The sequence below is a fragment of the Rhodospirillaceae bacterium genome, from assembly GCA_028819475.1.
GTDB lineage: Bacteria > Pseudomonadota > Alphaproteobacteria > Bin65 > Bin65 > Bin65.
Map to the genome: position 1 here is coordinate 11,957 of JAPPLJ010000055.1, position 23,794 is coordinate 35,750.

Below are 23,794 nucleotides of genomic sequence, written 5' to 3' on the forward strand. Positions count from 1 at the left end.
CCCCCGGTCGATCCCCCGGTCGATCCCCCGGTCGATCCCCCGGTCGATCCCCCGGTCGATCCCCCGGCCGTGACAGCAGCCGGGGCGGGCGTTGGTAGAGAAACCCGGTCGCCTTGTGAAACGCATTTTCTTGCGCAATTCGATAGCGAAACTGTTATGCTAACGAGAGACCGTGATCGTCCGTGAGGAAATCCCGATGCCGTCATGCTGAAGCATTCCGCCGGGCCGCTGCCCCGGATCGCCGCCCTGCGCGCGTTCGACGCCGCAGCACGCCATGTGAGCTTCGCCCGCGCCGCCGAGGAACTGGAGGTCCACCAGCCCGCCGTCAGCCGCTACGTCGCGGAACTGGAGCGCGAGATCGGGGTCCGGCTGTTCGAACGCGACCGCCGCGCCGTGGTCCTCACGCCGGCGGGGGAGGTCTTCCATCGCGCCGTCGCCATCGGCCTGGAGCGCATTGCTGCGGGCGCGCTTTCGGCCGCGAGCCTGGCGGAGGACGAGCGGGTCGTGATCGCCTGCGGCGGCGCCACCTCGGAGATGTTCCTGAGACCGCGGCTTAGGGACGTGCATCGGGAGCTGGGCGAGAACGCGGTCGTCCGCCTGCTGCATTGCGAGGAAAGCTATCTGGAGCGCCCGAACGTGATGGAAACCGACAGGATCGACCTGCTCGCGAGCTACCATAGCGTCGACGGCGTGCCCGGCGACGAGGTGGCGGTCTTCCCCGAAGCGATGGCGCCGGTGTGCTCGCCCGGCTTTGCCGGGGCGCATGAGGACATCCTGCGCCTGCCTGTCGCGGAGTGGGGCGCGCTGCCGTTTCTCAGCTTCGCGCGGCCGAGCCTCGGCTGGGCGACCTGGGACGACTGGTTCGAGGCCGCCGGGCGTCCGGAGCCCGCGCCGCGCTACCGCAACTACGACGACTATGTCTACATGATCGACGCGGCCATCGCGGGACAGGGTCTCGCCCTGGGCTGGCGGAACTTCGTCGGCCGCTATCTCGACGCGGGGACGCTGGTCGCGGCCGGGGGCGGCTTCGTCGCGTTCGGACGGCCCTTTGCGGTCAGGCTCACCGGGTATGGCCGCCAGCGCCCGGTCGCCCGCCGCTGCCTCGACGCCTTCGCCTCGCTGGCACTCGAAACCGCGCGCGGCTGAACGCGCCGGCCCGGCCCTCCGGGCGCTCCCGCCGCGCCCGAAACCGAGCCGCTCACTTCCGGCCCTGCTTGCGGGCGAGCTTGGCGGCGGCGCTGCGCTTCGCCAGCAGCCGCTCGCCGTAGCGGTTGACCATGGATGCCGACCTCCACCGCCCGGCCTGGAGGATCGCCGGCAGTTCGATCCCGGCGGCGATCATGTCCTGGGCCGCGCCGACCCTGGCGCTGTGCCCCGAGAGGCCCCGCACCACCGAGGCCGGCAGGCCGGCCCTGCGCGCCATGCGCTTGAAGATGCGCGCCACCTGGCCCGGCGGCAGGGCGCCAAGGACCGTCCCGCCCTTGTCGAGGGAGCGGAACAGGTAGCCGTCCCCGACGCCGGCGCGCTTGCGCCAGCGTTTCACCAGCCTGAGGCTGTCCGGCCCGACCCAGACGATCTCGCCCTGGCCCTCTCCGTCGGTCTTGGAGCGGCGCACCAGCAGCGTGCCGTGGCCGCCGACCTCCTCGAGCAGGTCGGAGACCTGCAACGAGGTCAGCTCCGAGCGCCGGAGCATCGCGTCGTAGGCGACGGCGAGCAGGGCGCAGTTGCGGTCGTCGATCAGCCGGTCCCCGGCGGCCTCCAGCATGCGCACCCGGAGGGGCCAGGTCAGCCCGAGCGCCTGGGCCTGGCGGCGGCCGTTGGTTTGGTGCATGCGCTTGAGGGCGAGCTTGACCGGCGGGCTCGCAACCGTGCCGCCGGCGCCCACGGCGCGGTGAGCCAAGGCGATGGTGGCGACGTAGCGGCGCACGGAGGCCGGCGCGCGGACCTCGGCCATGGCGTCGACGAAGGCCGCGACCGTCTCCGGTGCCGCCGGCAGCGCGCGCCTGCTCTCGCCGGCGCACCAGCCCGCGTAGATGCGGAGGTCGGAGCGAACTGCCCGCCCGGTGTTGCCGACGAGCGCGTCTGCGGTCTCCCGGACGAAGTCTCCGAGCCGCTCCCCGGGCGCAGGCGCGCCGTCCGCCGCCGGCGTCCCTGTAACGTTCAACGCGGACCCTCATGCATGGGCGGCCTCCGGGACGCGGTCGGACCCGCTCCCGGAGCCTGTGGCGGCGAACCGTAGACCGACCGCCTGCCGGCGCGCGTCCCCGACATTGGGGAGAGGCGGGAAGATTCCGGCCGGGTCCCGGTCGGACCGCGTCCGGATTTAGCCCCCCGGCGGGCGGAAGGGGAAATGCCGATCCGGGGAATCTGTATGCCGCCGGGGCCATGTCGGCGGGCGGGCCGACCGCGTCCGTGCCGCCGCCGCGAATGCAACCCGCCGGCGCGCCCCGCCCCGCAAAGCCTTGCTGTCCGCCGCCTCCGGCGCATCGGCCGGGTGCGTCCCGGACCGCGAATGGGCGCCTGCGTCCGGCAGCGCCCCGGCCCGCCATCCGATCCCATAAGGGGGAAGCTGTCCGCCCATAGGAAATTCCACTTGGACACAAGCGCCGGGCGTCCGCATGTGCCGGGCAGGCCATGCGAGAGGGCTCCGGAGAAAAGCAGACTGCGGCGTACCGAATGGAAGACCACGGAACACGGGAACGGACAGAAGCGGCAAGGCCACGAGGCGCGGCGGCCCGCCGGCCCGGACCGGGGCCGGACCGTTCCCGGACCGGTGCGCGCTGAGATGTTCGAGCGGCGCAGCGACCTGGTCCGGCTCCTGGCCGTCGCCGACGCCGAGAGGATCGTCGCCGCCGCCGACCGCCTCGCCATGACCCAGCCCGCGCTCAGCCGCATCCTCGCCCGCCTGGAGCGCGAGTTCGGCGCAAGCCTGTTCGAGCGCCTGCCGTCCGGCATCCGACCCACCCGCGTCGGCGCCCTGGCGATCGACCACGCGCGCCGCATCCTGCGCGAGGTCGAGGACGGCGAGGAGGCGGTGACCGCGGCGATCGCCGGGCGCACCGGCCGCTTCCGGGTGACCGCGCCGCCGCTCTGGATGCAGGCCGTGATCGCGCCCGCCGTCCAGGCGTTCCACGCCGCCTTCCCCGAGGTCGAGCTCAAGCTGCGCACCGCCGTCTGGCGCGAGGGCGTGCACCAGCTCATCGACGGGCGCAGCGATCTCCATTGCGGCGGCATCGACACCGGCGAAGCCCTGCCGGCGCATCTCCGGCGCGAGCGCTTCCCCGACGTGACCGCCGGCGTCGTCGCCGCCAACGGTCATCCGCTCCACGCCGCCGGGCCGCAACCCCGCGACCTGACCTCCTGGCCCTGGATCGACTTCGACGAGCCGGCCCGAGGCGAGGCCCGAGCAGACCTTCCCTCCCTGGCCGCAATCCTCGACGAGCTGCGCGAACTCACCGGCGGGCCTGCGCGCGCCGTCCTCCGCGCAGGCTCTGCCGGCCTGACCCTGCTGGCGGCCGGACCGTGGCTCGCCTGGCTGCCGCTCGATCTGCTCGACCGGCTGCCCGGAACGCCGCTTCGGGCCCTGCCGCTCGCCTTCGGCCGCCGTCGCTACCCCACCGGCTTGATCGCCCGGCGCTCGGCCGAGGACCTGGAGCCGTTCCGCATGCTTGAGGCGGCCTTGCGCGACGCCATGCCCGGCCGTAGCGGCGGTACGCCCGGGTAGGGCGCGCGGCGGTGACAAGCCCGCGTCCGACCGGCGCCGGCCGGCAGCGGATCGAAGCGCTGGAACGGGAGAACCGGGAGTTGCTCCGGGCCAACGACTCCCTGCTCGCCGCCCTGGAGGAGGTCATGCGCGGAACGCAGCCGGCGCCCGTGTCGCCGCGATCCGGCAAGGGCCACACCGTGGGCGCGCCGGCACCTGCGTCGATGGAGAGCCGCACCCGGCCGGACGAAACCGCGCAACGGGATGCGGCCCTCGACGGAGAGGCGCCCTGGGAGACCGTGCTCGTCCCGCGAGGCACGTCACGGTGACGAGCGATCGGGAGAGCCGCCAACGCCTCAGTGCGCCAGCCCGACGATCGCCCCGAGCCGAAATGCGGCGGGACATGCCGGTTGTGGATCAGTGGCTTTGGTCAGCGAGCTTGTCGGAGCAAAGACCGATCGGCGACGCAATCACCCCCGGCGTCCTGACCGCCGCCTTGCCCGGCTCCCGGCTCATGGCGAAATCCTCGCCGGGCCGGACCGCGCCCGTCTTCGCTGACAAGTCGCTGATATGGCCCCGTGCTGCGACCGCGTTTCCCGCCATCCTCGACTGCGCTACAGGAAGCAGTGTCCGGGCGGAATGACGCCGGGCGCGATGATCTCCAGCCGCCGCCCGTCGTCCCCGTCCCGGCAGAAGAGTCGGCGACGGGTCAGGCCCGCTGGCGGCCCGGCCGCACGATCTGCAATGCCGATCGGGGCAATCCGCACGCCGGTCGGGCCATCGCGGCGGGCCGGCCGGCCTCGCCGGCGCTCCGCTGCGGATGCCGGCGGCCGCCGTGCCGGCCCCGCGAAGCCCTGCTGTCCGCCGGGTCCGGAGCCCGGGCCGGGAGCGTTCCGGCGTCCGCGTCTGCCGGAACCCCGGACCGCCGTCCGGCCCCATAAGGCGAAGCTATCAGCCCATAGGAAAAACCTCTTGGACACAGCTTCCGGGCGTCCGCATGTGCCCGGCAGGCCAGCCGAGTGGGTTGCGACCGCAAAGCGGCCGACGGGCGGTGGCCAAGGCTGCGCAGGAGGATCGAAAATGCGGCGTTCACGGAATGCAGGAATCGCAATGGTTGCAGCGGCCGCCATGGCGGCGGCAGCGCTCTCCGGCTGCGGCGGCGGTTCGACCGTTTCGTCCGCCCAAGAGTCGGTTTCCAGCCCCTTCAGTCGGGGCGCCAGGGGGATTACGGTCGAGGTCAGCCGCGCGAGCGGCGAGCCGGCCGCCTTCGTGTTCTCGAAGGGTGGCGCGCCCTTGACTGCGATCCCCACCCAGGACACTCACCGGCTTCTCGGGTTCTCGACGTCGGCCACGAACACGGCCTGGCCCGGGTCTGTCCGGCGAAACGACGCCTCCGTCCGTCCGAGCGAACGCATCGTTGCGTATTCCGACATCGAGGCGGAATCGGGCGGCACGGCGGACGACGACTACCTCCTCTTCGGCTACTGGAACAGCATCGGCGGCACCCGTGAGGTCGCGCCCTTCTACTGGGGACCGATGCCTTACACCGCCGATCTGCCGACGGCCGGCGCCTTCAGCTACAGCGGCGGCGCGGCGGGCCAGTACAGGAGCAGCCAGGCGAACTCGGTCGGGCACTTCACTGCGGACGTCCGGCTGGCTGTGGATTTCGGCCGCGCGGGCGGGCCGGTCCTGGATCTGGCCTTCGACAACTTCGCCCTCAGGAAGATCACGGCCCTCGACCCCCCGAACGCCGCCAGCTGGTCGTTCTCGTCGCGCAGCGTCCCCCTGACCGGCCCGAGCTTCGACCGGGCGGCCTTCTCCGGCGACGGCGGCACGTGGAGCGCAAGGTTCTTCGGTCCGTCCCGGGCCGCGCCGACCGGCGTCGCGGGCGCGTTCCGGGACGTGCCGATACCCGCCAGCATCAACCCTTCCGGCTTTTCGATAACCGGCAGCTATGCCGCAACCAGGTAGCCGCGGGTCCTGCGGCGCCGGTACAAGGGGGAGGCGGCGGTCCCCCCGACACCGTTCCCGGGGTCATCCCGGCGCGCCGCCAGCGACCGGGCGGGCGGTTGGAGGCCCCCGCCGGACCTTGCGGCCGCTGCTCGCCGTCCTGCTCGCCCTGGCGCTGCTGCCGGCCGCGGTCGCGACCGCGTCAACGGACCGCCCGCACCTCTCCGTCGACCCGGCGGTGAACCGCGCCCGCACGCTCATCAAGGCCGGCAGCCACGAGGCCGCCCTGGCGCTGCTGCGCCCGCTCGCCGCCGCGGCGGCGGGCCGGGCCGACCGCACCGACATCCGCTTCCTCACCGGCCTCGCCGCTACCCGCGCGGCGCAGCGGCCGGGAAGGCCGGAGACGGACCGGGACGCCCTGCTCGACGAGGCGATCGCCGCCTTCCGGGCCATCCTGGTCGAGCGGCCCGGCCTGGCGCGGGTGCGCCTCGAACTCGCCCGCGCCTTCTTCCTCAAGCGCGAGGACGGGCTGGCGCGAGACCAGTTCGAGCGCGTGCTGGCCGGCAGGCCGTCGCCGGCGGTCGCCGGCAATATCCGCCGCTTCCTGAATACGATGCGCGCGCGCAAGCGCTGGAGCGCGCATTTCGGCATGGCGCTCGCCTCGGACAGCAACCTCAACGCCGCCTCGGCGGACGACACGATCCACCTCCCCATATTCGGGGTGACGCTCCCCTTCCGCCGCGCCGCGGACGCCGGGCCAAAGGCGGGCCTCGGCGTTGCCGTGCGGGGCGGTGCCGAATACCGCTGGCCGCTGGGCGATCCCGTATCGGGGCGTCTCAGGCTCCGGCTCGGCGGCGACTTCTCGCGGGCCGAACACGGCCACAGCGCATTCGACCGCACCACCCTCTCGGTCCATGCCGGACCGCATTGGCTGGCGGACGCGGACACCGAACTCGCCCTGCTCGCCAGCCTGCGCCGGCACTACGCCGCCGGCGAAGCCCACAGCCGGGAGGCCGGCCTGCGCTTCGAGGCCGGGCGCCGGCTCTCGCGCCGGCTCACCGCGCAGGCGCGGGCGTCGTGGCACCGCCGCGTCCACGCCGATGCCGGAAGCCGGGCCCTCGACGGGCCGGTGACGACGGCCTCGCTCGGGATCGCCTGGCTAGCGACGCCGCAGCTGCGCTTCGATGCCTTGGCAGGCTGGGCGCGCGAACGCGCCCGCTCGGAACGCTACCGCAACACGCGGCGCCGGGTTCGGCTCGGCGTCTCCGCCGCTTTGCCCTGGGGCTTCACCCTGGGAGGCGGGGCCGAGTGGCGCAGCACGGACTTTGACGGCCGCTGGTTCCTGCTCACGCTGGACAACGTGCCGCGCAGGGACCGTACCCGCGTCCTCTCCGCCTCGCTGTTCCACCGCGCCTTCACCCTGGGCGGCTTCAGCCCCCGGCTCACGCTGGTCCGGGAAACCCGCCGCTCCAACGCCCAGCTCCACGGCTACCGCCGCACCCGCGTCGATCTCGGCTTCGTGCGCCAATTCTAGGGCGGAGTGCGACCGTGAGGGAACCCGAGTTTGGATCACTCTGGTTGAGTCCGACTGAGGGCATCCAGTTTCGAAGCAAAGTGTTCCGCCGCTGCCCGGAGCGGTGCATCTGCTAAATGAGCGTAGCGCTTCGTCGTCGTCGGTGTCGTATGCCCCAGCAAGCGACCGACAATCTCCAGGCTCAGCCCGCTCGATACCAAGTGCGAGGCGTGCGTGTGCCGATTATCATGCAGCCGGTAGCCCTCGAGGTTCGCCTCGCGCTGCACTGAGCGCCAGAATTTCTTCAGCTCCGTAAGCGGCTTCCCAGGCACCTCGCCTGGAAAAAGGAACGGAACGTCCGGATCGGCATCGCGCCGCATCGACTGGAGCAGTGCAAGCGCCTGACCACTCAACGGCACATATTCGGTTCGCTTCTGCTTGGTGTGGTGCGATGGCTTTATCCAGACTCCACGATCGAAATGGATGTCGCGCCATTCCGCGTTGAGCACCTCGCCGATCCGCGCTCCTGTCAGGAGTTGCATTCGAACAGCGTCAGATGCACGCCTGTTGGGGTGCTCGCTCAACACGCGGAGCAGGCGCGCCAACTCCTCGTCGGAAAGCCAGCGCTCACGCCTGTACTCGACATATCTCGGCACACCCTTTGCCGGGTTATCGGCCCGCCAACCCCAGTCGACGGACAGCGAAAACATCTTTGAAAGCAGGGCAAGCAGTCGGTTGGCCTGATAAGGTCGATCTTTGAGCGATGCGTGCAGCACTGTGATATCGCGACGAGAAACACTCTCTACTTTCTTGTTGCCAAAATGGGGAAGGACATACTTGCTGATCAACCCCCGGTCGTGCCGGACGCTTTGTGGTCGCTTCTTCGGAATAGCGTGCCGGTCCATGTATTCTACGGTAAGCTGCGCCACCGTCGGCGCTTTACGTTTCTCCTGCCGGTCCCTTGCCATGTCTCCGCCACCAATGGCATCTCCAAGGACACGGCGGGCTTCCAGCTTTGCCTGATGGAAGGTCAACAGCGGACCGTGCTTGCCCAGGGTCATTCGTCGGGACTCACCCGTTTCGCGATTCCGATACTGGCAAACGTAGCTGCGCACCCCGGACGGCTTTACCCGTACCCCGAAGCCCGGCAGATCGATGTCCCAATGGATGACGTCGGCCGGCGCCGGTGCGATCCGATCCACATATGTCTTCGTCAGTTTCGCTTTGGGCATGGCATTTCGGGTAAGCACGGGGTAAGCATGGGGTAAGCATGAGATAGCGAAAATTAGCGCGTTCCTGTCGGCGTCGTCAATATGAATATCCAAACTAACTGACTGTTATTATTTGATAAATCACATTCTTGGTAACAGAGAGCGCAAGTCTGTCAATCGGTCCAAATGCGACTCTTAATCAGCGGGTCCGGGGTTCGAGTCCCCGATCGCCCTCCAACTAACTCAATGAAATCGACCTGAAACAGAAGGTTACAGGATATCGCCGGTCGGACGGCGGCTGGCGCGCCCGGCGCATCGGCCGGCGCTCGACCCCGGCGGCGCCGGGCGGTCCGGGCTTCCGTATCGCCTCGGCCACTGCGCCGCTGCGCTATGCCGACCCGCCGATGCGTTCGGTCAGATCGGCCGCGGCCCGGCGGACTGCGTTGCCGTAGAGGCCGATATCCCGGTCCGTAAAGCGGGCGGTCGGGCCGGAGACCGATACGCCCGCCACCGCGTCGCCCCGCGCATTGAAGACGGGCGCCGCGATGCAGCGCATGCCCTCATAGCGTTCCTCGTCGTCGAAGGCCCAGCCGCGGGTCCGGATCGTGTCGAGTTCGGCGAACAGGAGTTGCGGTTTGGTGAGGGTGTTGGGCGTGAACTCGGCCAGCCCCTTCCTCTGGAGCAGTTTCTCGATGTCCCCGGGCGCAAGCTGCGAGAGCAGCGCCTTGCCGGCGCCGCAGGCATGCATCGGGCTGCGGGCACCGGGGCGGAAGAAGGCCCTGATCGGGTTGGAGGTCTCGACCTGGCTTATGAAGACCATGTCGCCGTCGTCGGGGATCGCAAGGTTGGCCGTCTCGCCGGTCTCGCTCATCAGGCGCTGCATGATATCCCGGCTGGCCTCCACCAGGTCGATGCGCTTCAGAAAGCCGGAGCCGGCGCGGAAGGCCTCGACCCCGATCATCCACTCCTGGGCGTCCTCGTCGAATTCGGCAAACCGGTGTCTCTGGAGCGTCGTCAGGAGCCGATGGGCGGTCGACGGCGGCATCCCGGCCTGCATGGCGAGGCTGGTCAGCGCGATCCGGTTTTCGCGCGCGAGCAGGCGCAGCAACTGCAATCCGCGGTCGAGCGCCCGCACCGTTCCCGTATCGGCGTCGGATATGGCCTTGCGCGGGCGGCCACGCGGACGTTTCGGAGGAGCCCGATCCATGAGCGGCGTTTCTTCCTGGGCGAAACCGAGGCAGAATCCCAGTGTAAACGAAAAAAAAATTTCGGCAATTTTTTCCGACAGGAAATCTGGAAAATACAACGCATTGTTAATTAACGATATTCTAATATAAAATAAAAATGGAATATTTTTCTGAAAAAATTGACAAATTTGATGCACGCTCTAGATTTCACGGCAGCGGCGACGAGGAGGACGCGTCATGCCCGGACAGAATCCCGTCTTCATTCCCGGACCGACCAACATTCCGGACCGATTGCGCCGGGCGATGAACGTCCAGACGGCCGATCATCGCTCGCCCGGCTTCGCGGCGCTGCTCGGGCCGTTGCTGAGCGATCTCAAGACGGTCTTCAAGACGGCGTCCGGGCAGGTTTTCCTGTTCCCCGCCTCGGGCACCGGCGGATGGGAAGCGGCGATCGCCAACACGCTTTCTCCCGGCGACAAGGTCCTCGCCGCCCGCTATGGGACATTCTCCGACCGCTGGATCGACCTTTGCCGGCGGCACGGCATGGACGTCGAGGCGATCGAGTGCGACTGGGGCACCGGCGCACCGGCGGATCGCTTCGGCGCGCGGCTGGATGCCGACCGGAGGCGCGAGATCAAGGCCGTCCTGGTGACCCACAACGAGACGGCGACCGGCGTCAGGTCCGATGTCGCCGCGGTCCGCCGCGCGATGGATGTCTGCGGCCACCCGGCGATGCTCTTCGCGGACTGCGTCTCCTCGCTGGCCTCGATGGATTTCCGCATGGACGAGTGGGGCGTGGATGTCGCCGTTACCGGCTCCCAGAAAGGCTTCATGCTGGCGACCGGCATGGCGATCCTGGGCGTCAGCCGGAAGGCGCTCGAGGCCGCCGGAACGGCCGGGTGCGCCCGCTCGTTCTTCGATTTCAGCGAGATGGCCGCCGCCAACGCGGCGGGCGGCTTTCCCTACACGCCGCCGCTGCAGCTCATGCACGGCCTCCGCGAGAGCCTGGACATGCTTTTCGAGGAAGGGCTGGACAATGTCTTCGCCCGGCACCGGCGCATCGCCGAAGGCGTCCGGCAGGCGGTTCATGCCTGGGGGCTGGACCTGTGCGCCCGATCGCCGGACCTCTACTCGGATACGGTCAGCGCGATCCGCGTACCCGAGAGTTTCGACGCCGAGGCGCTGACCGACCACATCCGCGAAACCTACGCCGTGTCGTTCGGCGTCGGTCTGGGCCCGCTGGCCGGCAAGGTCTTCCGGATCGGCCATCTCGGCGCCATGACCGACGTGATGGCGCTGTCGGGAATCGCCGCCGTCGAGATGGCGATGGCGGATCTCGGCTATCCGGTCGAAACGGGTTCGGGCATCAGAGCGGCCCAGGAATACTACCGCCGGACCGCCCGCCCCGCGCTGCGGGCGGCGGCGTGACGGCGCGCATCATGAAGGAGGCCGGCGACATGGACATTCCGACCTACGACGACGTCGCCGCCGCGCACGAGCGGATCGCGCCGCATATCCACCGGACGCCGGTCATGACGTCGAGTTGTATCGACCGGCTCGCCGGGGCCGCGCTGTTCTTCAAGTGCGAGAACCTCCAGAAGGCGGGCGCGTTCAAGGTTCGCGGCGCGTCGAACGCGGTGTTCGGGCTCGACGACGCGCGGGCCGGGCGCGGGGTCGCCACCCACTCCTCCGGCAACCACGCGCTCTCGCTCTCCTACGCCGCCGGCCGGCGCGGCATCCCGTGCAACGTGGTCATGCCGCATACGGCGCCTGAGGCGAAGAAGAGCGCGGTGCGCGGCTATGGCGGGATCATCACTGAGTGCGAACCCTCGACATCGTCGCGCGAAGCCACGTTCGCCGAGGTGCAGGCCGCCACCGGTGCGGAATTCGTCCATCCCTACAACGACGCCCGCGTCATCGCCGGCCAGGCGTCCTGCGCAAAGGAGCTTATCGGCCAGGTCGACGGGCTCGATGCAGTGATTGCGCCGATCGGCGGCGGCGGCATGGTTTCGGGCACCTGCCTTGCGCTGTCGAGCCTGGCGCCCGGCACCGCGGTCTACGCGGCCGAACCGGAGCAGGCCGACGACGCCTGCCGCAGCCTCAGGGCAGGCCGCATCATCGCGGACGACGCGCCGGAGACCGTCGCGGACGGGCTGAAGGTGCCGCTCAAGGAGCTGACCTGGCACTTTGTGGCGAACCACGTCACCGACATCCTGACCGTGAGCGAGCGGGAAATCGTCGACGCCATGAAGCTCGTCTGGAAGCGCATGAAGCTCGTGATCGAGCCGTCGAGCGCGGTAACGGTCGCGGCCATTCTCAAGCACACGGATACGTTCGCCGGCCGCCGGGTCGGCGTCATCCTCACGGGCGGCAACGTCGATCTCGACGCCTTGCCGTGGACGCAACAATAGGAGGACATCCATGGACATGCCCATCGGAACCAAACACCCGGAAGTCGGCTACGACCTGCCGGCCACGGTCGGGATGGACGAAAGCGAGATCCAGACCCCCTGCCTCGTGCTCGATCTCGACGCGCTGGAGGACAATATCGTCAAGATGGGCGAATTCGCGAAACGGATGGGCGTGCGCCACCGGATCCACGGGAAAATGCACAAGTCGGTCGATATCGCCCTGCTGCAGGAGAAGCTCGGCGGCAGTTGCGGCGTCTGCTGCCAGAAGGTGAGCGAGGCGGAAGTCTTCGTGCGCGGCGGCATCCGGGACGTGCTGGTTTCGAACCAGGTGCGCGATCCGGCCAAGATCGACCGGCTCGCGCGGCTGCCGCGCCTGGGCGCGCGGATCGTCGTGTGCGTCGACGACATGGCAAATGTCGCCGAACACTCCGTCGCGGCGGCGAAACACGGCACGCAGATCGAATGCCTGGTCGAGATCGATTGCGGCGCCGGCCGATGCGGCGTCACGGAAACGTCCGAAGTCGTCGCGATCGCCAGGGCGATCGACGCCGCCCGGGGCCTGAAATTTTCCGGGCTCCAGGCCTATCAGGGCGCGATGCAGCATCTCGACCTGTATGCCGACCGCAAGGCGAAGATCGACATCGCGGTCGACATGGTCCGGGCCGCGGTCGAGGCGCTGAAGGCCGAGGGGCTCGACTGTGACATCGTCGGCGGCGGCGGCACCGGCTCGTATTATTTCGAGGGCAGTTCCGGCGTCTACAACGAGCTCCAGTGCGGCTCCTACGCGTTCATGGATGCCGATTACGGCCGCATTCTCGACAAGGACGGAAACCGCATCGACCGCGGCGAATGGAAGAACGCCCTGTTCATCCTGACATCGGTCATGAGTCACGCCAAACCCGACAAGGCAATCTGCGACGCCGGCCTGAAAGCGCAGTCGGTCGACAGCGGCCTTCCCGTGGTGTTCGGCCGCGATGACGTGACATACGTCAAGTGCTCGGACGAGCATGGCGTGATCGAGGACCCGGCCGGCGCGCTCGCGATCAATGAAAAGCTGCGCCTCGTGCCCGGCCATTGCGATCCGACCTGCAACGTCCACGACTGGTATGTCGGCGTGCGCGGCGGCAAGGTCGAGACGGTCTGGCCGGTGAGCGCCCGCGGCAAGGCCTACTGATGCCGCCGGAACCGGCCACGCGGGCCGGCCGGCCGGATCCCGCGGGACACGCCGCGGCTGCGGGCGCCGCAGCGAAGGTCCGGATCCCGGTCCTCTCGGACGAGGTCTGCGCCCGGCTGGTCAGCCGGCAGGACGCGTTCGAGGCGGTCGAGGCGGTCTTCGCCGCCACCGCGGCGGGCGCGGCCCGGAACTTTCCGGTCGTGCGCGAGGCGATCGGCCATGGCGATGCGCTCTACGGCTTCAAGTCCGGCTTCGACCGGTCGCGGCTCGTCCTGGGCGTCAAATCCGGCGGCTACTGGCCCGGCAATTCCGACCGGGGCCTGGCCAGGCACCAGTCGACGGTCTTTCTGTTCGACGCCGATACCGGGCAATTGAAGGCATTGGTCGCCGGCAACCACCTGACCGCGATCCGGACGGGCGCTGCTTCGGCCGTTTCCATCGCGCAGCTGGCCCGCAAGGATGCCCGTGTGCTGGGCATCGTCGGCGCCGGCCACCAGGCGCCCTTCCAGCTGCGCGCCGCGGCCGAGCAGCGCGATTTCGAGCGGGTGGTCGCCTGGAGCCCCCATCGCAGGGCGTTGCCGGAGCTGGCCGGGGTTGCGGAGGAGGCCGGCCTGCCGTTCGAGGCGGTCGGCGCCGAGGAGCTTGCCGCCCTGGCGGACGTCATCGTCACCATAACCTCCTCCTTCGCCCCGCTCCTGAAGGCGGACTGGATCAGGCCCGGAACGCATCTGGCCTGCATGGGGACCGACACCAGGGGCAAGCAGGAAGTCGAACCGGCGCTGCTCGCAGCCGCCTCCGTTTTTACCGACGAGGTCGCCCAGTCCGTCTCGATCGGCGAGGCGCAGCACGCCTTCGCCGCGGGGACGATCGCCGAGAGCGCCATCACGCCGCTCGGCGCCGTGATCGACGGGACGCATCCCGGCCGTACGTCGGACGCGGAGATCACCCTGTTCGACGGCACCGGCGTCGGCTTGCAGGACCTGGCCGTCGCCGATCTTGCGCTGAGACGGAGCGCCGGCCAGGGCGGCATCGCGTTCGTCGAATTGTAGATCCGTAAAGCGCGCTACGGGACAGCGCCCGCCGCCGGCGCTCGCTCCCGGGCCAGCCAAACCGCCGTTAAAGCCGGTTCCTGTCGCCGACGGGAACGACCGCAACCGGGGCCCGGCACCGCGCCACCCGCCGGTTCGCCAGCCAGTAGCAGAAACTCACGAAGACGCATCCGGAGACGATGTTCCCGAGCGTGACCCAGAACAGGTTATGGGCCATGCCGGCGAGCGGATCGGAAACCGCCGGACCGGTCAGCAGCGCGATGCCGAAGATCGCCATGTTGGCCACGGAGTGCTCGAAGCCGCTGGCGATGAAGGCCAGCAGGCACCAGAAGATGACGATGCATTTTGCCGTATCGCTGGCCGTCCGGACGCTCATCCACAGGGCGAGGCAGACCAGCCAGTTGCACAGGATCGCGCGCGCGAAGAGGGCGAGCGCAGCGCCGTTCATCTTGTCGGCGGCGACGCCGTTCAGATAGTCGGCGCCGGCGGTCGCCACGGTCGTCCCGCCGGCGACCAGCAGCACGCAAAGAACGAAGGCGCCGGCGAGGTTTCCGGTCCAGGTCACGGCCCAGGACGCCGCCAGGTCGCGCAGCGGAATTCTGCGCTGGAGAACGCCGATGGTCATGTACATCACATGACCGGTAAACAGTTCCGCGCCGGCAAAGACGACCAGTGTCAGCGCAATGCCGAAGCAGGCGCCCATCGCCAGGCTTCGCCATGACGGATCCGCGACATGCCCGATCGTGAAGATCAGGGCAATGCCAAATCCGATGTAGCTGCCCGCCAACATCGAAGACACGAAAAATCCCAGAGGATTGGACCTCAGGAAACCGATCTTCGTAACGGCGACATCGGATAGCTGCTCAATCGTATTCTGCTTGGGCATCGCCAATCTCAATCAAGTATCGTGTTCGGCAGCCAAAGGGCGATATCGGGGAGAGCGATGACCAGCAGGAGTCCGATGATCTGCAACAGAACGAAGGGGATAATGCCCTTGTACACATCCGTTATCGCGATGTTCGAAGGCGCGCATCCCTTCATGTAGAAGAGCGTTATTCCGAATGGCGGCGTGAGAAAGGACGTTTGCAGATTGATCGCGACGAGAAGCGCGAACCAGTGCATCATGTTGGCTTGCGGAACATGACTGCCGAAATCCAGCTGCGCGATGATCGGCGCGAAAATCGGGAACACGATCAGGGTTATTTCAATCCACTCAAGGAAGAATCCGAGAATAAAGATGATCGCCATGATAATAAAAAGGATCGACCAGGGTCCGAGTTCCGCGGAGCCGACGAAGTCTTCGAACAGGAAGTCGCCGCCCAACGACCTGAAGACGTAGGCGAACGCCGTCGCGCCCAGGAAGATCAGGAACAGCATCGCGTTCGTCAGCATCGAGCGGTGCAGGACGCTGGTCAGGACGGAAAGGTTCAGGCGTTTGTTGAGGATTGCCAGCAATGTTGCCCCGAACGCGCCGACCCCTGCCGCCTCGGTCGGAGTCGCCCAGCCGAACCCGATCGATCCGAGAACGAGGAACATGAGAAGCAGCGGCGGCAGGAAGCTTTTCAGGACGAGGAGGGCAATGTCGCCGATCTCGGTCGGCCCTTCGTCCCGATGCATCATCGGCGCCTGTGCCGGTTTCAATGCGCCGATCGAGAAGATGTAGATCAGAAAGAGACCGGACAGCATGAGGCCCGGAAGCAGGGCCGCGACGAACAGCGTGCCGACCGACGTGGACAGAAGGTCGGCCATGATGACGAGCATGATGCTGGGCGGAATCAGGATGCCCAGCGTCCCGGCCGCGCCGATCGTCCCGGTTGCCAGCGGCGCCGAATAGCCCCGGTTCAGCATCACGGGCAGCGCCATCAGCGTCATCATCACGACCGTGGCGCCGACGATCCCCGTCGTGGCGGCCATGATCGTGCCCATGATGGTGACCGCAAGGGCCAGCCCTCCGGGGACGCGCCGCAGAAGAACCTGGAGACAGTACAGCAGGTCCCGCGCGACGTTGCTGCGCTCCAGCATCGTGCCCATCAGGATGAACATCGGAATCGCCGTCAGAACGAGATTTTCTCCGACACCGCCATACAGTCTGACGAGGATGTTGAAGAACTCCTTGGTCGAGAACACGCCCAGCAGGTTGCCGACGCCGGCGAAGAGCAGCCCCACGCCACCGAGAACGAATCCGACCGGAAAGCCACTGAACAGCAGGACGGCCAGGGCCATGAACATGAAGGCGGGCAACAGATCGACGAAGGTCATGGCTTGGTTCGCTTTTCCGGCTGTCGCGTGACGTACGCGTGGTGAATCCGGCGCTCGCTTCAGTGTCCCGGAGCGTCGGTTTCGTCCGCGAGGCGCCCGGCGTCCCTGTGAAGACTTTGTGCGATGGCAGCTTCGGCTTCGGCCGGTCCGAACAGGATAAGGAACTGCCGCAGCGCGACCGATATTCCGGCCAGCATGAGCATGCCCAATCCGATTGCGAGGGCGGACTTAATGATCCAGCGGTCGGACAGCCCGGTGCCGGCCGACGACACTTCATTGCTCACAAAGGATTCAACCGCGAACCCGATTCCGTTGTAGACCAGGATTCCGCAATAAGGGATTACGAAACAAAGACATCCAACCAGTTCGATCCAGGACTGCATCCTGTTCGAAATCCGGCTTCGAAACAGATCGATCCGGACATGGGCGTTGGCGAGGAAGGCGTAACCGAGGCAAAAAATGAAAAGTACGGTGTGAAGATGCCATTCGAGTTCCTGGAGCTTTGTCGATCCGAGTACGAAAAAGCGCCGGGACACCACATCGAAGATAATGACGATCATGAGGGCGAGCGCCATCCACGTCGCCGCCCTGCCGACGTAACAGATGATGCGATTGAGTCCGATGCACGCTATTTGCAGAATAATCATCGTCCGGTCTCGTTCAGGCATGAATTAAAAAAATCGGAGCTCCGAAATGCCGGAGCTCCTTAATTTTCCTGTGCCGGAGATCTCTAGCGGTCCAGATAGCCGATATTCAGCCAGGTGCTGTATCTCTTCTGCCACGCCGTCAGGGAGGTGTAGGCGTGTTTGAAGGTCTCGTCTCTTTCGGAGAGATCCCGCGCCACGTCGCGCCACGTCGATTCCAGAGAAGCCAGGATTTTGGGGCTCCATCTGCGAATCTTGACGCCCTTGCCCTTGTGGCGCGTCAGGGCGGCCGGCTGCATCGCCTCGCCCTGGGCGATCGCCTGCCGGACGTTGTCGCCACAGACCATTTCGAGCTGCGCTTTCTGGGTATCGCTGAGCGCGTTCCAGCGGTCCAGGTTGATCATGATGTCGTAGATCGTCGCCGGCTGATGCCAGCCGGGGAAATAGTAGTTCTTCACGATCTGGTAGAAGCCGAGGTTCCAGTCGACCGAAGGCGCGGCGAACTCCGTCGCGTCGATCGTGCCCAGTTCCAGCGCCGGAAAGATGTCGCCACCGGCCAGCAGCTGCGTCGACGCGCCGAGGCGGTCGAGAACCAGCGCGCCCAGTCCGAGAAAGCGGATCTTCATGCCCTTGAAGTCGTCCACGGACGTGATCTCTTTCTTGAACCAGCCCGACGCTTCCGGAATCATCCCGCCGCAGTGGATCGCGTGCATGTTGTGCTTGCGATAGAGCTTTTCGTATATCTCCTTGCCGCCGTGGTAGTTGAACCACGCCAGAAGCCCCGGCCAGTCCGGACCGAAGGGCGCGGCCGAAAAGAGCGCGAACGCCGGCTCCTTGCCGTACCAGTAGGCCGGCGTCGACCAGCAGGCGTCGACCGATCCGTTCTTCACCGCATCGAAACATTCGGCGGGCGGAATCAGGGCGCCCGGCTCGAAGAACCGGATCCGGAACTTGCCGCCGGAAACCCGCTTGATTTTCGTCTGGATGTCCTTGCCCGTCGATCCGGCATGAGGCGCTTTGCTGGGGAACCAGCTTTGCATCTTCCACCGTACGGACTTTTCGGCGGCGGGCGCCGCAGTCGCAAACGCTGCCGCGAAAAGGACGATTGCGCCGACTGCCGTCAACGCTCTGGAATTCGAACTCGTCATGGGTGCCTCCCACTGGCTCCGGCGCCCTCGGCCCGCAATCCGGCCCCTGCGCCGATTTCGATTGGCATGTTGTCCCGACCGGCCGGCGCCGGGCTCGCGCCCGCATTTGACCCGGCACGGTCATTTGGTCAACATAGTTTCTTAATATGACACAAAAGAAATGTATAATTCAACATATTTTCTTTATTAGCAGAAAAATTCAGTAAATTGGGAAACATCAAGGGGTTGCGGGGCGGGACGGCGCCGGGACACCGCTCGTCGAGCAGGTCCCGGACCGGCCGGCGGTCCTGCCCGCCGGAGCGCCCGTCCCCGCCACCACCGTTCCGGCCGGTCAGCCGTCTCCGAAGCCCTTGGCCGCGGAATCCTTGTAGAAGCCCGCCGTATTCTGGAAGACGTTGGGCTTGCGGTAGACGGCAAGCAGGACGCAGCCCTCGTCGGTATGGGTCTGGTGAAACGACCCGGGATGCCGCCAGACGAACTCGCCGGCGCGGCAGATCCCGTCGTGATCGTAGAACGACCCCTCGATGACGTAGGACTGCTCGATCTCAGGGTGCTTGTGAAACGGCAGGGATGCGCCCGGCTGCCACTTGAGCAGGCAGGTCATCTCCCCTTCCGCCTTGTTCTCGTAGAGAACCTTGATCTCGATGCCGTCGAACTGGCTCGGCGCCCATTCGATCGTCTTCGGGTCGACATATACCGAGCCGCCGATCGTCGGTTCGACCTTGGGCTTTCGTTTTGCAGTCATCGCGCTCTCCGATAGCTAAGTTGTGCAACATGGTTTCCCATGAAAGCCTGAATAGGCAACATATTTAAGAAAGTCAACTATGTTTCCCAAATAGATGCTGCAGACGGGGCACGCGGCAGGCGACGGCGGGCGGACGGCGCGCGCACCGTTCCCCTCCTCGGAGGCAGCGAACGATGCGCGGCCCGGCGCCGCCGGGGCGGATGCCGGCAGCCCGCTCGAACACGCCTTACGGGGTGGAATTCCTGCGCCGATCCTGCCGCCGGCGCGGTCTGGACGGGAAAATGCCCGGGCTTATGCGGCGCCCGGCTGCGCAGCCGGACTCTCGCGGACCACGTCGAGATGCCGCGCGTTCGCCGCCAGGGCCCGGTCGTATTCCATCAGGGCCGCCGTCCTGTCCCGGAGCCCGGTGCCGAAGAAGCGCTCCAGAAGGTGAAAGGTGACGTCGATGGCCAGGGTCACCCCGCCGCCGGTGACGACGCTGCCGGTGTCGACCAGCAGCGCCTCTCTCGGTCTGGCGGCCGGCGCGCGGTCGGGCAGCAGGTCCAGGGGCGCCGTTTCGCCCGGCCCGCTCCGGCGGCGCGTTGTCACCGCGCGGCCGTCGGCGAGGCCCGCGGCCGCCAGGATCATCGCGCCGGTGCAGACCGATACGACGGTGGCGCGCCGGCTCGCCCGTTTGACGAAGTCGACCGTTGCCGGGGTCCCGGCCTGCCGGATCCATCCGGGCCCGCCCGTCACGATCAGGACATCGAAGTCCGGGCAGGTGTCGTAGGCATAGTCCGCGATTGCGCGCACGCCGCCGGCGAGACGCACCTCGCCCGCCTCTTCGGCAACGCACAAGATCTCGATGCTGTCCTCGAAGCGGCGCGCCATGGAGAGGACTCCCGCCGTCCCGCCAATGTCGATCGGCTCGACGTCGTCATAGATCAGGATCGCGAATTTCATGGCGTGGCTGTCCCTGGCAGCGTCCGGTTCGGCCCGGCGGCCGGCCCGTCGGGGAAACAGGCGGCGCGCCCTTCGTGGGGTTTCGTTCCTTCAGGATTCGGCGTTTGGCTGAAAGATCACGACCAGGGCCTTCGCTTCGCCGCCGACCGCGCGACCCCGATGTTCGACGATGGCGTCCATGTAGATGCAATCGCCGGGAGACAGGATGGCGCTCTTGCCCCCGACCTCGAATTCGACGGTGCCGCTCAACACGAACACCATCTCTTCGCCCTCGTGGGAAAAGTGGGTGTCGTCGTCGAAGGATTCGGGAAACGTGAAGACGAAAGGCTCCATCGACTTGGCGATTTTCTTGTACGCGATGCTCTCGTAGTCGTAGCCGAAGGACGTGCCGCCCCGGACGATACGCTTGCGCTCCTGCGCCCGCACGATGGAGAAGCTGTCGTCGTCGTCCTCGATATCCTCGTCCTTCTGGAAGAAATATGCGATGTCCGTGTTCAGGGCGCTGGCGATGCGTGACAGCGTCCCGATCGGCGGCAGCTTTCGCCCGTTTTCGATCTTCGAAAGATAGCCCTTCGTGAAACCCGTTTGCGCGGCGAGGCTTTCCAGGGTCGCGCCCCTGATTGCACGCAACTCCTTCAGGTGCCTGGCGATCAGTTCTTCCAGGTTTGCGTCGCTCACTTCGCTTGCCCCGTTCGCAGGATTGGCTCGGCAGATCCCGGTATCGGACTTGCCGCCCGGATCGAATTGCGGTCCGGCCGCATCCGACGCTTACATTCAGCCCGGTAAATATGGTATCCCTTTTCGGATCATATTATAGCGGTCAGGGAAACCTGCCGTCAACTATCGAGCGGCGGGCGCAAACGGACATGGTTCCGGAGTTGCTCCGCAAGCAGCGGAACGTGGCGTATCGGATGGGGGATACCGGGACTCGCACCCCCGAGACCGACATTACACCGGGAAGGCGTTCTCCTTCGGTCTCGTTCGGGACGCGGGGGCAAAGCGGGCCGGGATGTCATCGATCCGGCCTCGAAGCCATTGTTGAGACAGGTGCAAGTGCCACGAGCCCTTGGACACGATCCGGAGTGCAGCCTGGCAGCCTCCCGCAACAACAGAATTTGATAAGTTATTGACCGATAAAACAGTCAAATATATCTTTATGACCGATTTTACAGTCAATACATTGCCATGCCGAACACGCCGCGCTCCTACTCGCGTCTTACAGAAGAGGCGCTCCTTCTCCTGGGCAAGCAGATCAGGCTCGCCAGGAAACGCCGGCGCATGTCCGAACACGATCTTGCGGCCCGCATAGGCATCGCCAGGAGCACGTTGCAGCTCATCGAGAAGGGCAGCCCCTCCGTGGCGATCGGCCTCGTGCTGGAAGCCGCCACCCTGGCCGGCGTCGATCTGTTCGTTCCGGAAGCGACGACTCTCGCGCCGCAGGTAGAGCGGACCGACGACAAGCTCGCCTTGATGCCCGGCTCAATCCGCAAGCCCCGCTACGAGGTCGACGATGACTTCTGACGCGGCTCAGCCCGGCGAAGCGTTCGTCTGGATCTGGCTGCCGGGGAGGACCGCGCCAGTGGTTGCGGGCCGCATTCACGCGGAACACGACCACTTCGTCTTCACCTATGGCCGTTCCTATCTCGCCAGAGACGACGCGATCCCGATCTATGCCCCCGAATTGCCCCTGCGCCGCGGCGCCATCGTGCCCGAGCCGCCGCTTGAGATCGCCAACGCCCTGCGCGACGCCTCACCCGATGCCTGGGGCCGTCGTGTGATCGCCCATCGCCTCGCCGGCGGCCACGGCGGAACGAACGGGTTCGCCGATCTCGACGAGCTCACCTTCATGCTTCGGTCCGGCTCCGACCGCACCGGCGCGCTCGACTTCCAGGCATCCCCCGGGGAATACGTTCCCCGCGAGGCCGACAACGAGACTCTCGAACGCTTGCTTGACTCGGCCGACCGGGTCGATCGCGGCCTGCCGCTGGCGCCGGATCTGGCCGAAGCGTTGCAGCACGGCACGGCGATCGGGGGAGCGAGACCGAAAGCGCTCATCCGGGACGGAGACGCCAAATATGTCGCCAAGTTCTCGTCCTCGACCGATACCTACAGCGTCGTCAAGGCCGAGTTCATAGCCATGCGCCTTGCAGCCCTGTCAGGGCTGAACGTTGCGCAGGTCAGTCTCGCCCGGGCGATGAACAAGGATGTGCTGCTGATCCGGCGCTTCGACCGTGAGCGTGCAGCGAACGGATGGACACGGCGTGCCCTGGTGTCCGCGTTGACCCTGCTCGGCCTCGACGAGCGCATGGCGGCTCACGCATCCTACGAAGCGCTCGCCGATATCGTGCGGGCGCGCTTCACCGACCCTGCCGAGACCTTGAGAGAACTGTTCGCGCGCATGACTTTCAACATTCTCGTCGGCAACACGGACGACCATGCCCGGAACCACGCCGCCTTCTGGGACGGCGACGGCCTCACGCTCACGCCGGCCTACGACATCTGCCCGCAGTCGAGGACCGGACGCGAGGCCTCTCAGGCCATGCAGATCCACGGCCTTGAGCGGCGCAGCCAGCTCTCGTTGTGTCTCGCCGCAGCAAACAAGTTTCTTCTCTCGGAAGAACGCGCCCTGGCGATCATGGCGGACCAGGTCACGGCGATCGTGGCCAACTGGCAGGCGGTCTGCTCCGAGGCTCAAGTCAACGATAACGACCAACGTCTGATTTGGCGGAGGCAATTCCTGAACGGTCTCGCATTCGAGGGGCTGGAGAGTGTGCTCAGCGACGCGATCGTGAGTCTGCCCAATGCGTAGCCGGAACAGCATCCTCTCCCGCTGTACCCGACACCCGCGGCAGTCCCGTCCGCTCAGGTGGCGATAACCGCCTCGTCGCCATACCGGCGGAACTCTGTGTCCGGTCCCCGGCTGCGGCCGATCGGGATAAAGTCAAGAGACGCTGCGGCCCGGCAAGCAGCCGCTACGCCCAGCCGAGTTGTCCAAACGCCCAGCCGTCGTTCCAGATCTTGGTCATGTGGGCGATCTTGCCGTCGCGCATGTCGGCCACGTAGACATAGTCGGATTCGGTCTTCTTGCCGGTCGGCGGAACCGGGCCGCCGTCGGCCGTGTGCGTTCCTGTGAAGACGCCGTAGATCGTGACCCTGCCGTTCTCCTTGTCCGTCCCGACCGCTTTGAGGTCGTAGTCGGCGTCCGGCATGATCGTCACGACGCCCGCCATCCAGTCGCAATAGGCCTCGAGCGTGTTCATCTCCGCAATGGCGCCGGCCTGGGCGGAAAACCCGGCGTCCGGATGACAGTATTCGGCGCAGGCCGACCAGCCCTTGCCGGCTTCACAGGCGTGGTAGAACGCCAACGCCGTATCTTTCGAATCACCCATGAAACCCTCCCTGTTTCTGGAGCAAAAATGTATCGGTGAGTGTAGGTCGGCGGCCCCGCCGGTACAATCGCATTCGGGCGGCGCCATCCGGGCCGGCCTGCGGACCTCATTCCGTTACAACCGCGCGACTGACTGCAACGCAATCAATGCTTAATTCTTCAAAAATGCGAGGAAGCAAGCACTGCCCAAGACGAGCATCACGATCAGCAACCTCGACGACGGGCTGAAACGCCGCCTGCGCGTGCGCGCCGCCGAGAACGGCCGCTCGATAGAGGAAGAAGCCCGCGACATCCTCCGGCGCGCGGTCGGCGAAACGCCGCCGCCCAGAAATCTGGGCCGCGCCATTCACGCCCGCTTCGCCGCCTTGGGCGGCGTCGACCTGGAGCTTCCCGAACGCGGCCCGATGCGACCGCTACCCGACTTCGGATGATCGGGCGGGCGTGGTCTCGGCAGCGATGCGGCTGACCCC

General features: G+C 66.8%; 23 protein-coding genes. 12 read left to right on the forward strand and 11 right to left on the reverse strand.

The genetic code is table 11. The features are described from left to right. The first annotated feature begins 204 nt into the window (after nucleotides 1-204). On the forward strand, nucleotides 205-1,146 hold the full coding sequence (locus OXM58_17185; GenBank protein MDE0150093.1) for a LysR family transcriptional regulator: 942 nt from the start codon (nucleotides 205-207) through the stop codon (nucleotides 1,144-1,146). A 52-nt stretch (nucleotides 1,147-1,198) separates the two neighbouring features. Here the strand turns inward: OXM58_17185 and OXM58_17190 are convergent, their stop codons facing one another. Then, the gene (locus OXM58_17190) at nucleotides 1,199-2,164 is read right to left on the reverse strand and encodes a tyrosine-type recombinase/integrase (protein ID MDE0150094.1); all 966 of its coding nucleotides are present in this window, start codon (nucleotides 2,162-2,164) and stop codon (nucleotides 1,199-1,201) included. Nucleotides 2,165-2,773: 609 nt separating this feature from the next. Here OXM58_17190 and OXM58_17195 point away from each other — a divergent pair. From OXM58_17195 to OXM58_17210, 4 genes are all read left to right on the forward strand, one after another. Beyond that, the gene (locus OXM58_17195) at nucleotides 2,774-3,724 is read left to right on the forward strand and encodes a LysR family transcriptional regulator (GenBank protein MDE0150095.1); all 951 of its coding nucleotides are present in this window, start codon (nucleotides 2,774-2,776) and stop codon (nucleotides 3,722-3,724) included. An 11-nt stretch (nucleotides 3,725-3,735) separates the two neighbouring features. Then, nucleotides 3,736-4,032 carry a hypothetical protein gene (locus tag OXM58_17200; GenBank protein MDE0150096.1) on the forward strand — a complete coding sequence of 99 codons (297 nt, stop codon included), beginning with the start codon at nucleotides 3,736-3,738 and terminating at the stop codon, nucleotides 4,030-4,032. 799 nt (nucleotides 4,033-4,831) lie between these two features. Then, the gene (locus OXM58_17205) at nucleotides 4,832-5,674 is read left to right on the forward strand and encodes a hypothetical protein (protein MDE0150097.1); all 843 of its coding nucleotides are present in this window, start codon (nucleotides 4,832-4,834) and stop codon (nucleotides 5,672-5,674) included. A gap of 118 nt (nucleotides 5,675-5,792) precedes the next feature. Continuing rightward, on the forward strand, nucleotides 5,793-7,187 hold the full coding sequence (locus tag OXM58_17210; GenBank protein ID MDE0150098.1) for a surface lipoprotein assembly modifier: 1,395 nt from the start codon (nucleotides 5,793-5,795) through the stop codon (nucleotides 7,185-7,187). Between the two features lie 35 nt (nucleotides 7,188-7,222). On the opposite strand, the gene OXM58_17215 is transcribed toward OXM58_17210, so the two are convergent. Continuing rightward, nucleotides 7,223-8,398, reverse strand: coding sequence for a site-specific integrase (locus OXM58_17215; protein MDE0150099.1), 1,176 nt, complete (start codon nucleotides 8,396-8,398; stop codon nucleotides 7,223-7,225). Between the two features lie 367 nt (nucleotides 8,399-8,765). After that, complete coding sequence (locus OXM58_17220) at nucleotides 8,766-9,584, reverse strand: IclR family transcriptional regulator (GenBank protein MDE0150100.1); 819 nt, start codon at nucleotides 9,582-9,584, stop codon at nucleotides 8,766-8,768. Nucleotides 9,585-9,801: 217 nt separating this feature from the next. Between OXM58_17220 and OXM58_17225 the strand changes: the two genes are divergently transcribed. The 4 genes from OXM58_17225 to OXM58_17240 are packed head-to-tail and all read left to right on the forward strand — an operon-like array spanning nucleotide 9,802 to nucleotide 14,198. Further along, nucleotides 9,802-10,992: an aminotransferase class V-fold PLP-dependent enzyme gene (locus OXM58_17225; protein MDE0150101.1), complete on the forward strand. Its 1,191-nt coding sequence runs from the start codon at nucleotides 9,802-9,804 to the stop codon at nucleotides 10,990-10,992. Further along, nucleotides 10,989-11,975, forward strand: coding sequence for a pyridoxal-phosphate dependent enzyme (locus OXM58_17230; GenBank protein MDE0150102.1), 987 nt, complete (start codon nucleotides 10,989-10,991; stop codon nucleotides 11,973-11,975). Before OXM58_17225 ends, OXM58_17230 begins: the two co-directional genes overlap by 4 nt. Nucleotides 11,976-11,985: 10 nt before the next feature. Continuing rightward, nucleotides 11,986-13,149 (forward strand): DSD1 family PLP-dependent enzyme, encoded by a 1,164-nt coding sequence (locus OXM58_17235; protein MDE0150103.1) that lies wholly within the window; start codon nucleotides 11,986-11,988, stop codon nucleotides 13,147-13,149. Next, nucleotides 13,149-14,198: an ornithine cyclodeaminase family protein gene (locus OXM58_17240; protein MDE0150104.1), complete on the forward strand. Its 1,050-nt coding sequence runs from the start codon at nucleotides 13,149-13,151 to the stop codon at nucleotides 14,196-14,198. The genes OXM58_17235 and OXM58_17240 overlap by 1 nt, the downstream gene beginning before the upstream one ends. Before the next feature lie 67 nt (nucleotides 14,199-14,265). Here the strand turns inward: OXM58_17240 and OXM58_17245 are convergent, their stop codons facing one another. The 7 genes from OXM58_17245 to OXM58_17275 all read right to left on the reverse strand — a co-directional run bounded on the left by OXM58_17245 (nucleotide 14,266) and on the right by OXM58_17275 (nucleotide 20,614). After that, a complete protein-coding gene (locus OXM58_17245; GenBank protein MDE0150105.1) occupies nucleotides 14,266-15,084 on the reverse strand; it encodes a formate/nitrite transporter family protein in 819 nt (272 codons plus the stop codon). Between the two features lie 8 nt (nucleotides 15,085-15,092). After that, entirely contained in the window at nucleotides 15,093-16,457 is a 1,365-nt protein-coding gene (locus OXM58_17250; GenBank protein MDE0150106.1) for a TRAP transporter large permease subunit, read from the reverse strand. 59 nt (nucleotides 16,458-16,516) lie between these two features. Further along, nucleotides 16,517-17,104: a TRAP transporter small permease subunit gene (locus tag OXM58_17255; protein ID MDE0150107.1), complete on the reverse strand. Its 588-nt coding sequence runs from the start codon at nucleotides 17,102-17,104 to the stop codon at nucleotides 16,517-16,519. Nucleotides 17,105-17,187: 83 nt separating this feature from the next. After that, nucleotides 17,188-18,249: a TRAP transporter substrate-binding protein gene (locus OXM58_17260; protein ID MDE0150108.1), complete on the reverse strand. Its 1,062-nt coding sequence runs from the start codon at nucleotides 18,247-18,249 to the stop codon at nucleotides 17,188-17,190. 331 nt (nucleotides 18,250-18,580) lie between these two features. After that, on the reverse strand, nucleotides 18,581-18,994 hold the full coding sequence (locus OXM58_17265; GenBank protein MDE0150109.1) for a cupin domain-containing protein: 414 nt from the start codon (nucleotides 18,992-18,994) through the stop codon (nucleotides 18,581-18,583). Nucleotides 18,995-19,285: 291 nt separating this feature from the next. Beyond that, nucleotides 19,286-19,936 (reverse strand): DJ-1/PfpI family protein, encoded by a 651-nt coding sequence (locus OXM58_17270; GenBank protein MDE0150110.1) that lies wholly within the window; start codon nucleotides 19,934-19,936, stop codon nucleotides 19,286-19,288. 90 nt (nucleotides 19,937-20,026) lie between these two features. Next, complete coding sequence (locus OXM58_17275; protein ID MDE0150111.1) at nucleotides 20,027-20,614, reverse strand: XRE family transcriptional regulator; 588 nt, start codon at nucleotides 20,612-20,614, stop codon at nucleotides 20,027-20,029. 507 nt (nucleotides 20,615-21,121) lie between these two features. Here OXM58_17275 and OXM58_17280 point away from each other — a divergent pair. Together OXM58_17280 and OXM58_17285 are read left to right on the forward strand one after the other, a co-directional pair. Next, a complete protein-coding gene (locus OXM58_17280; protein MDE0150112.1) occupies nucleotides 21,122-21,457 on the forward strand; it encodes a helix-turn-helix transcriptional regulator in 336 nt (111 codons plus the stop codon). After that, nucleotides 21,447-22,745, forward strand: coding sequence for a type II toxin-antitoxin system HipA family toxin (locus OXM58_17285; protein ID MDE0150113.1), 1,299 nt, complete (start codon nucleotides 21,447-21,449; stop codon nucleotides 22,743-22,745). The genes OXM58_17280 and OXM58_17285 overlap by 11 nt, the downstream gene beginning before the upstream one ends. 163 nt (nucleotides 22,746-22,908) lie before the next feature. On the opposite strand, the gene OXM58_17290 is transcribed toward OXM58_17285, so the two are convergent. Then, nucleotides 22,909-23,325, reverse strand: a complete 417-nt coding sequence (locus OXM58_17290; protein MDE0150114.1) for a nuclear transport factor 2 family protein — start codon at nucleotides 23,323-23,325, stop codon at nucleotides 22,909-22,911. Nucleotides 23,326-23,506: 181 nt separating this feature from the next. Between OXM58_17290 and OXM58_17295 the strand changes: the two genes are divergently transcribed. After that, nucleotides 23,507-23,755: a plasmid stabilization protein gene (locus OXM58_17295; protein ID MDE0150115.1), complete on the forward strand. Its 249-nt coding sequence runs from the start codon at nucleotides 23,507-23,509 to the stop codon at nucleotides 23,753-23,755. Nucleotides 23,756-23,794 lie beyond the last annotated feature (39 nt).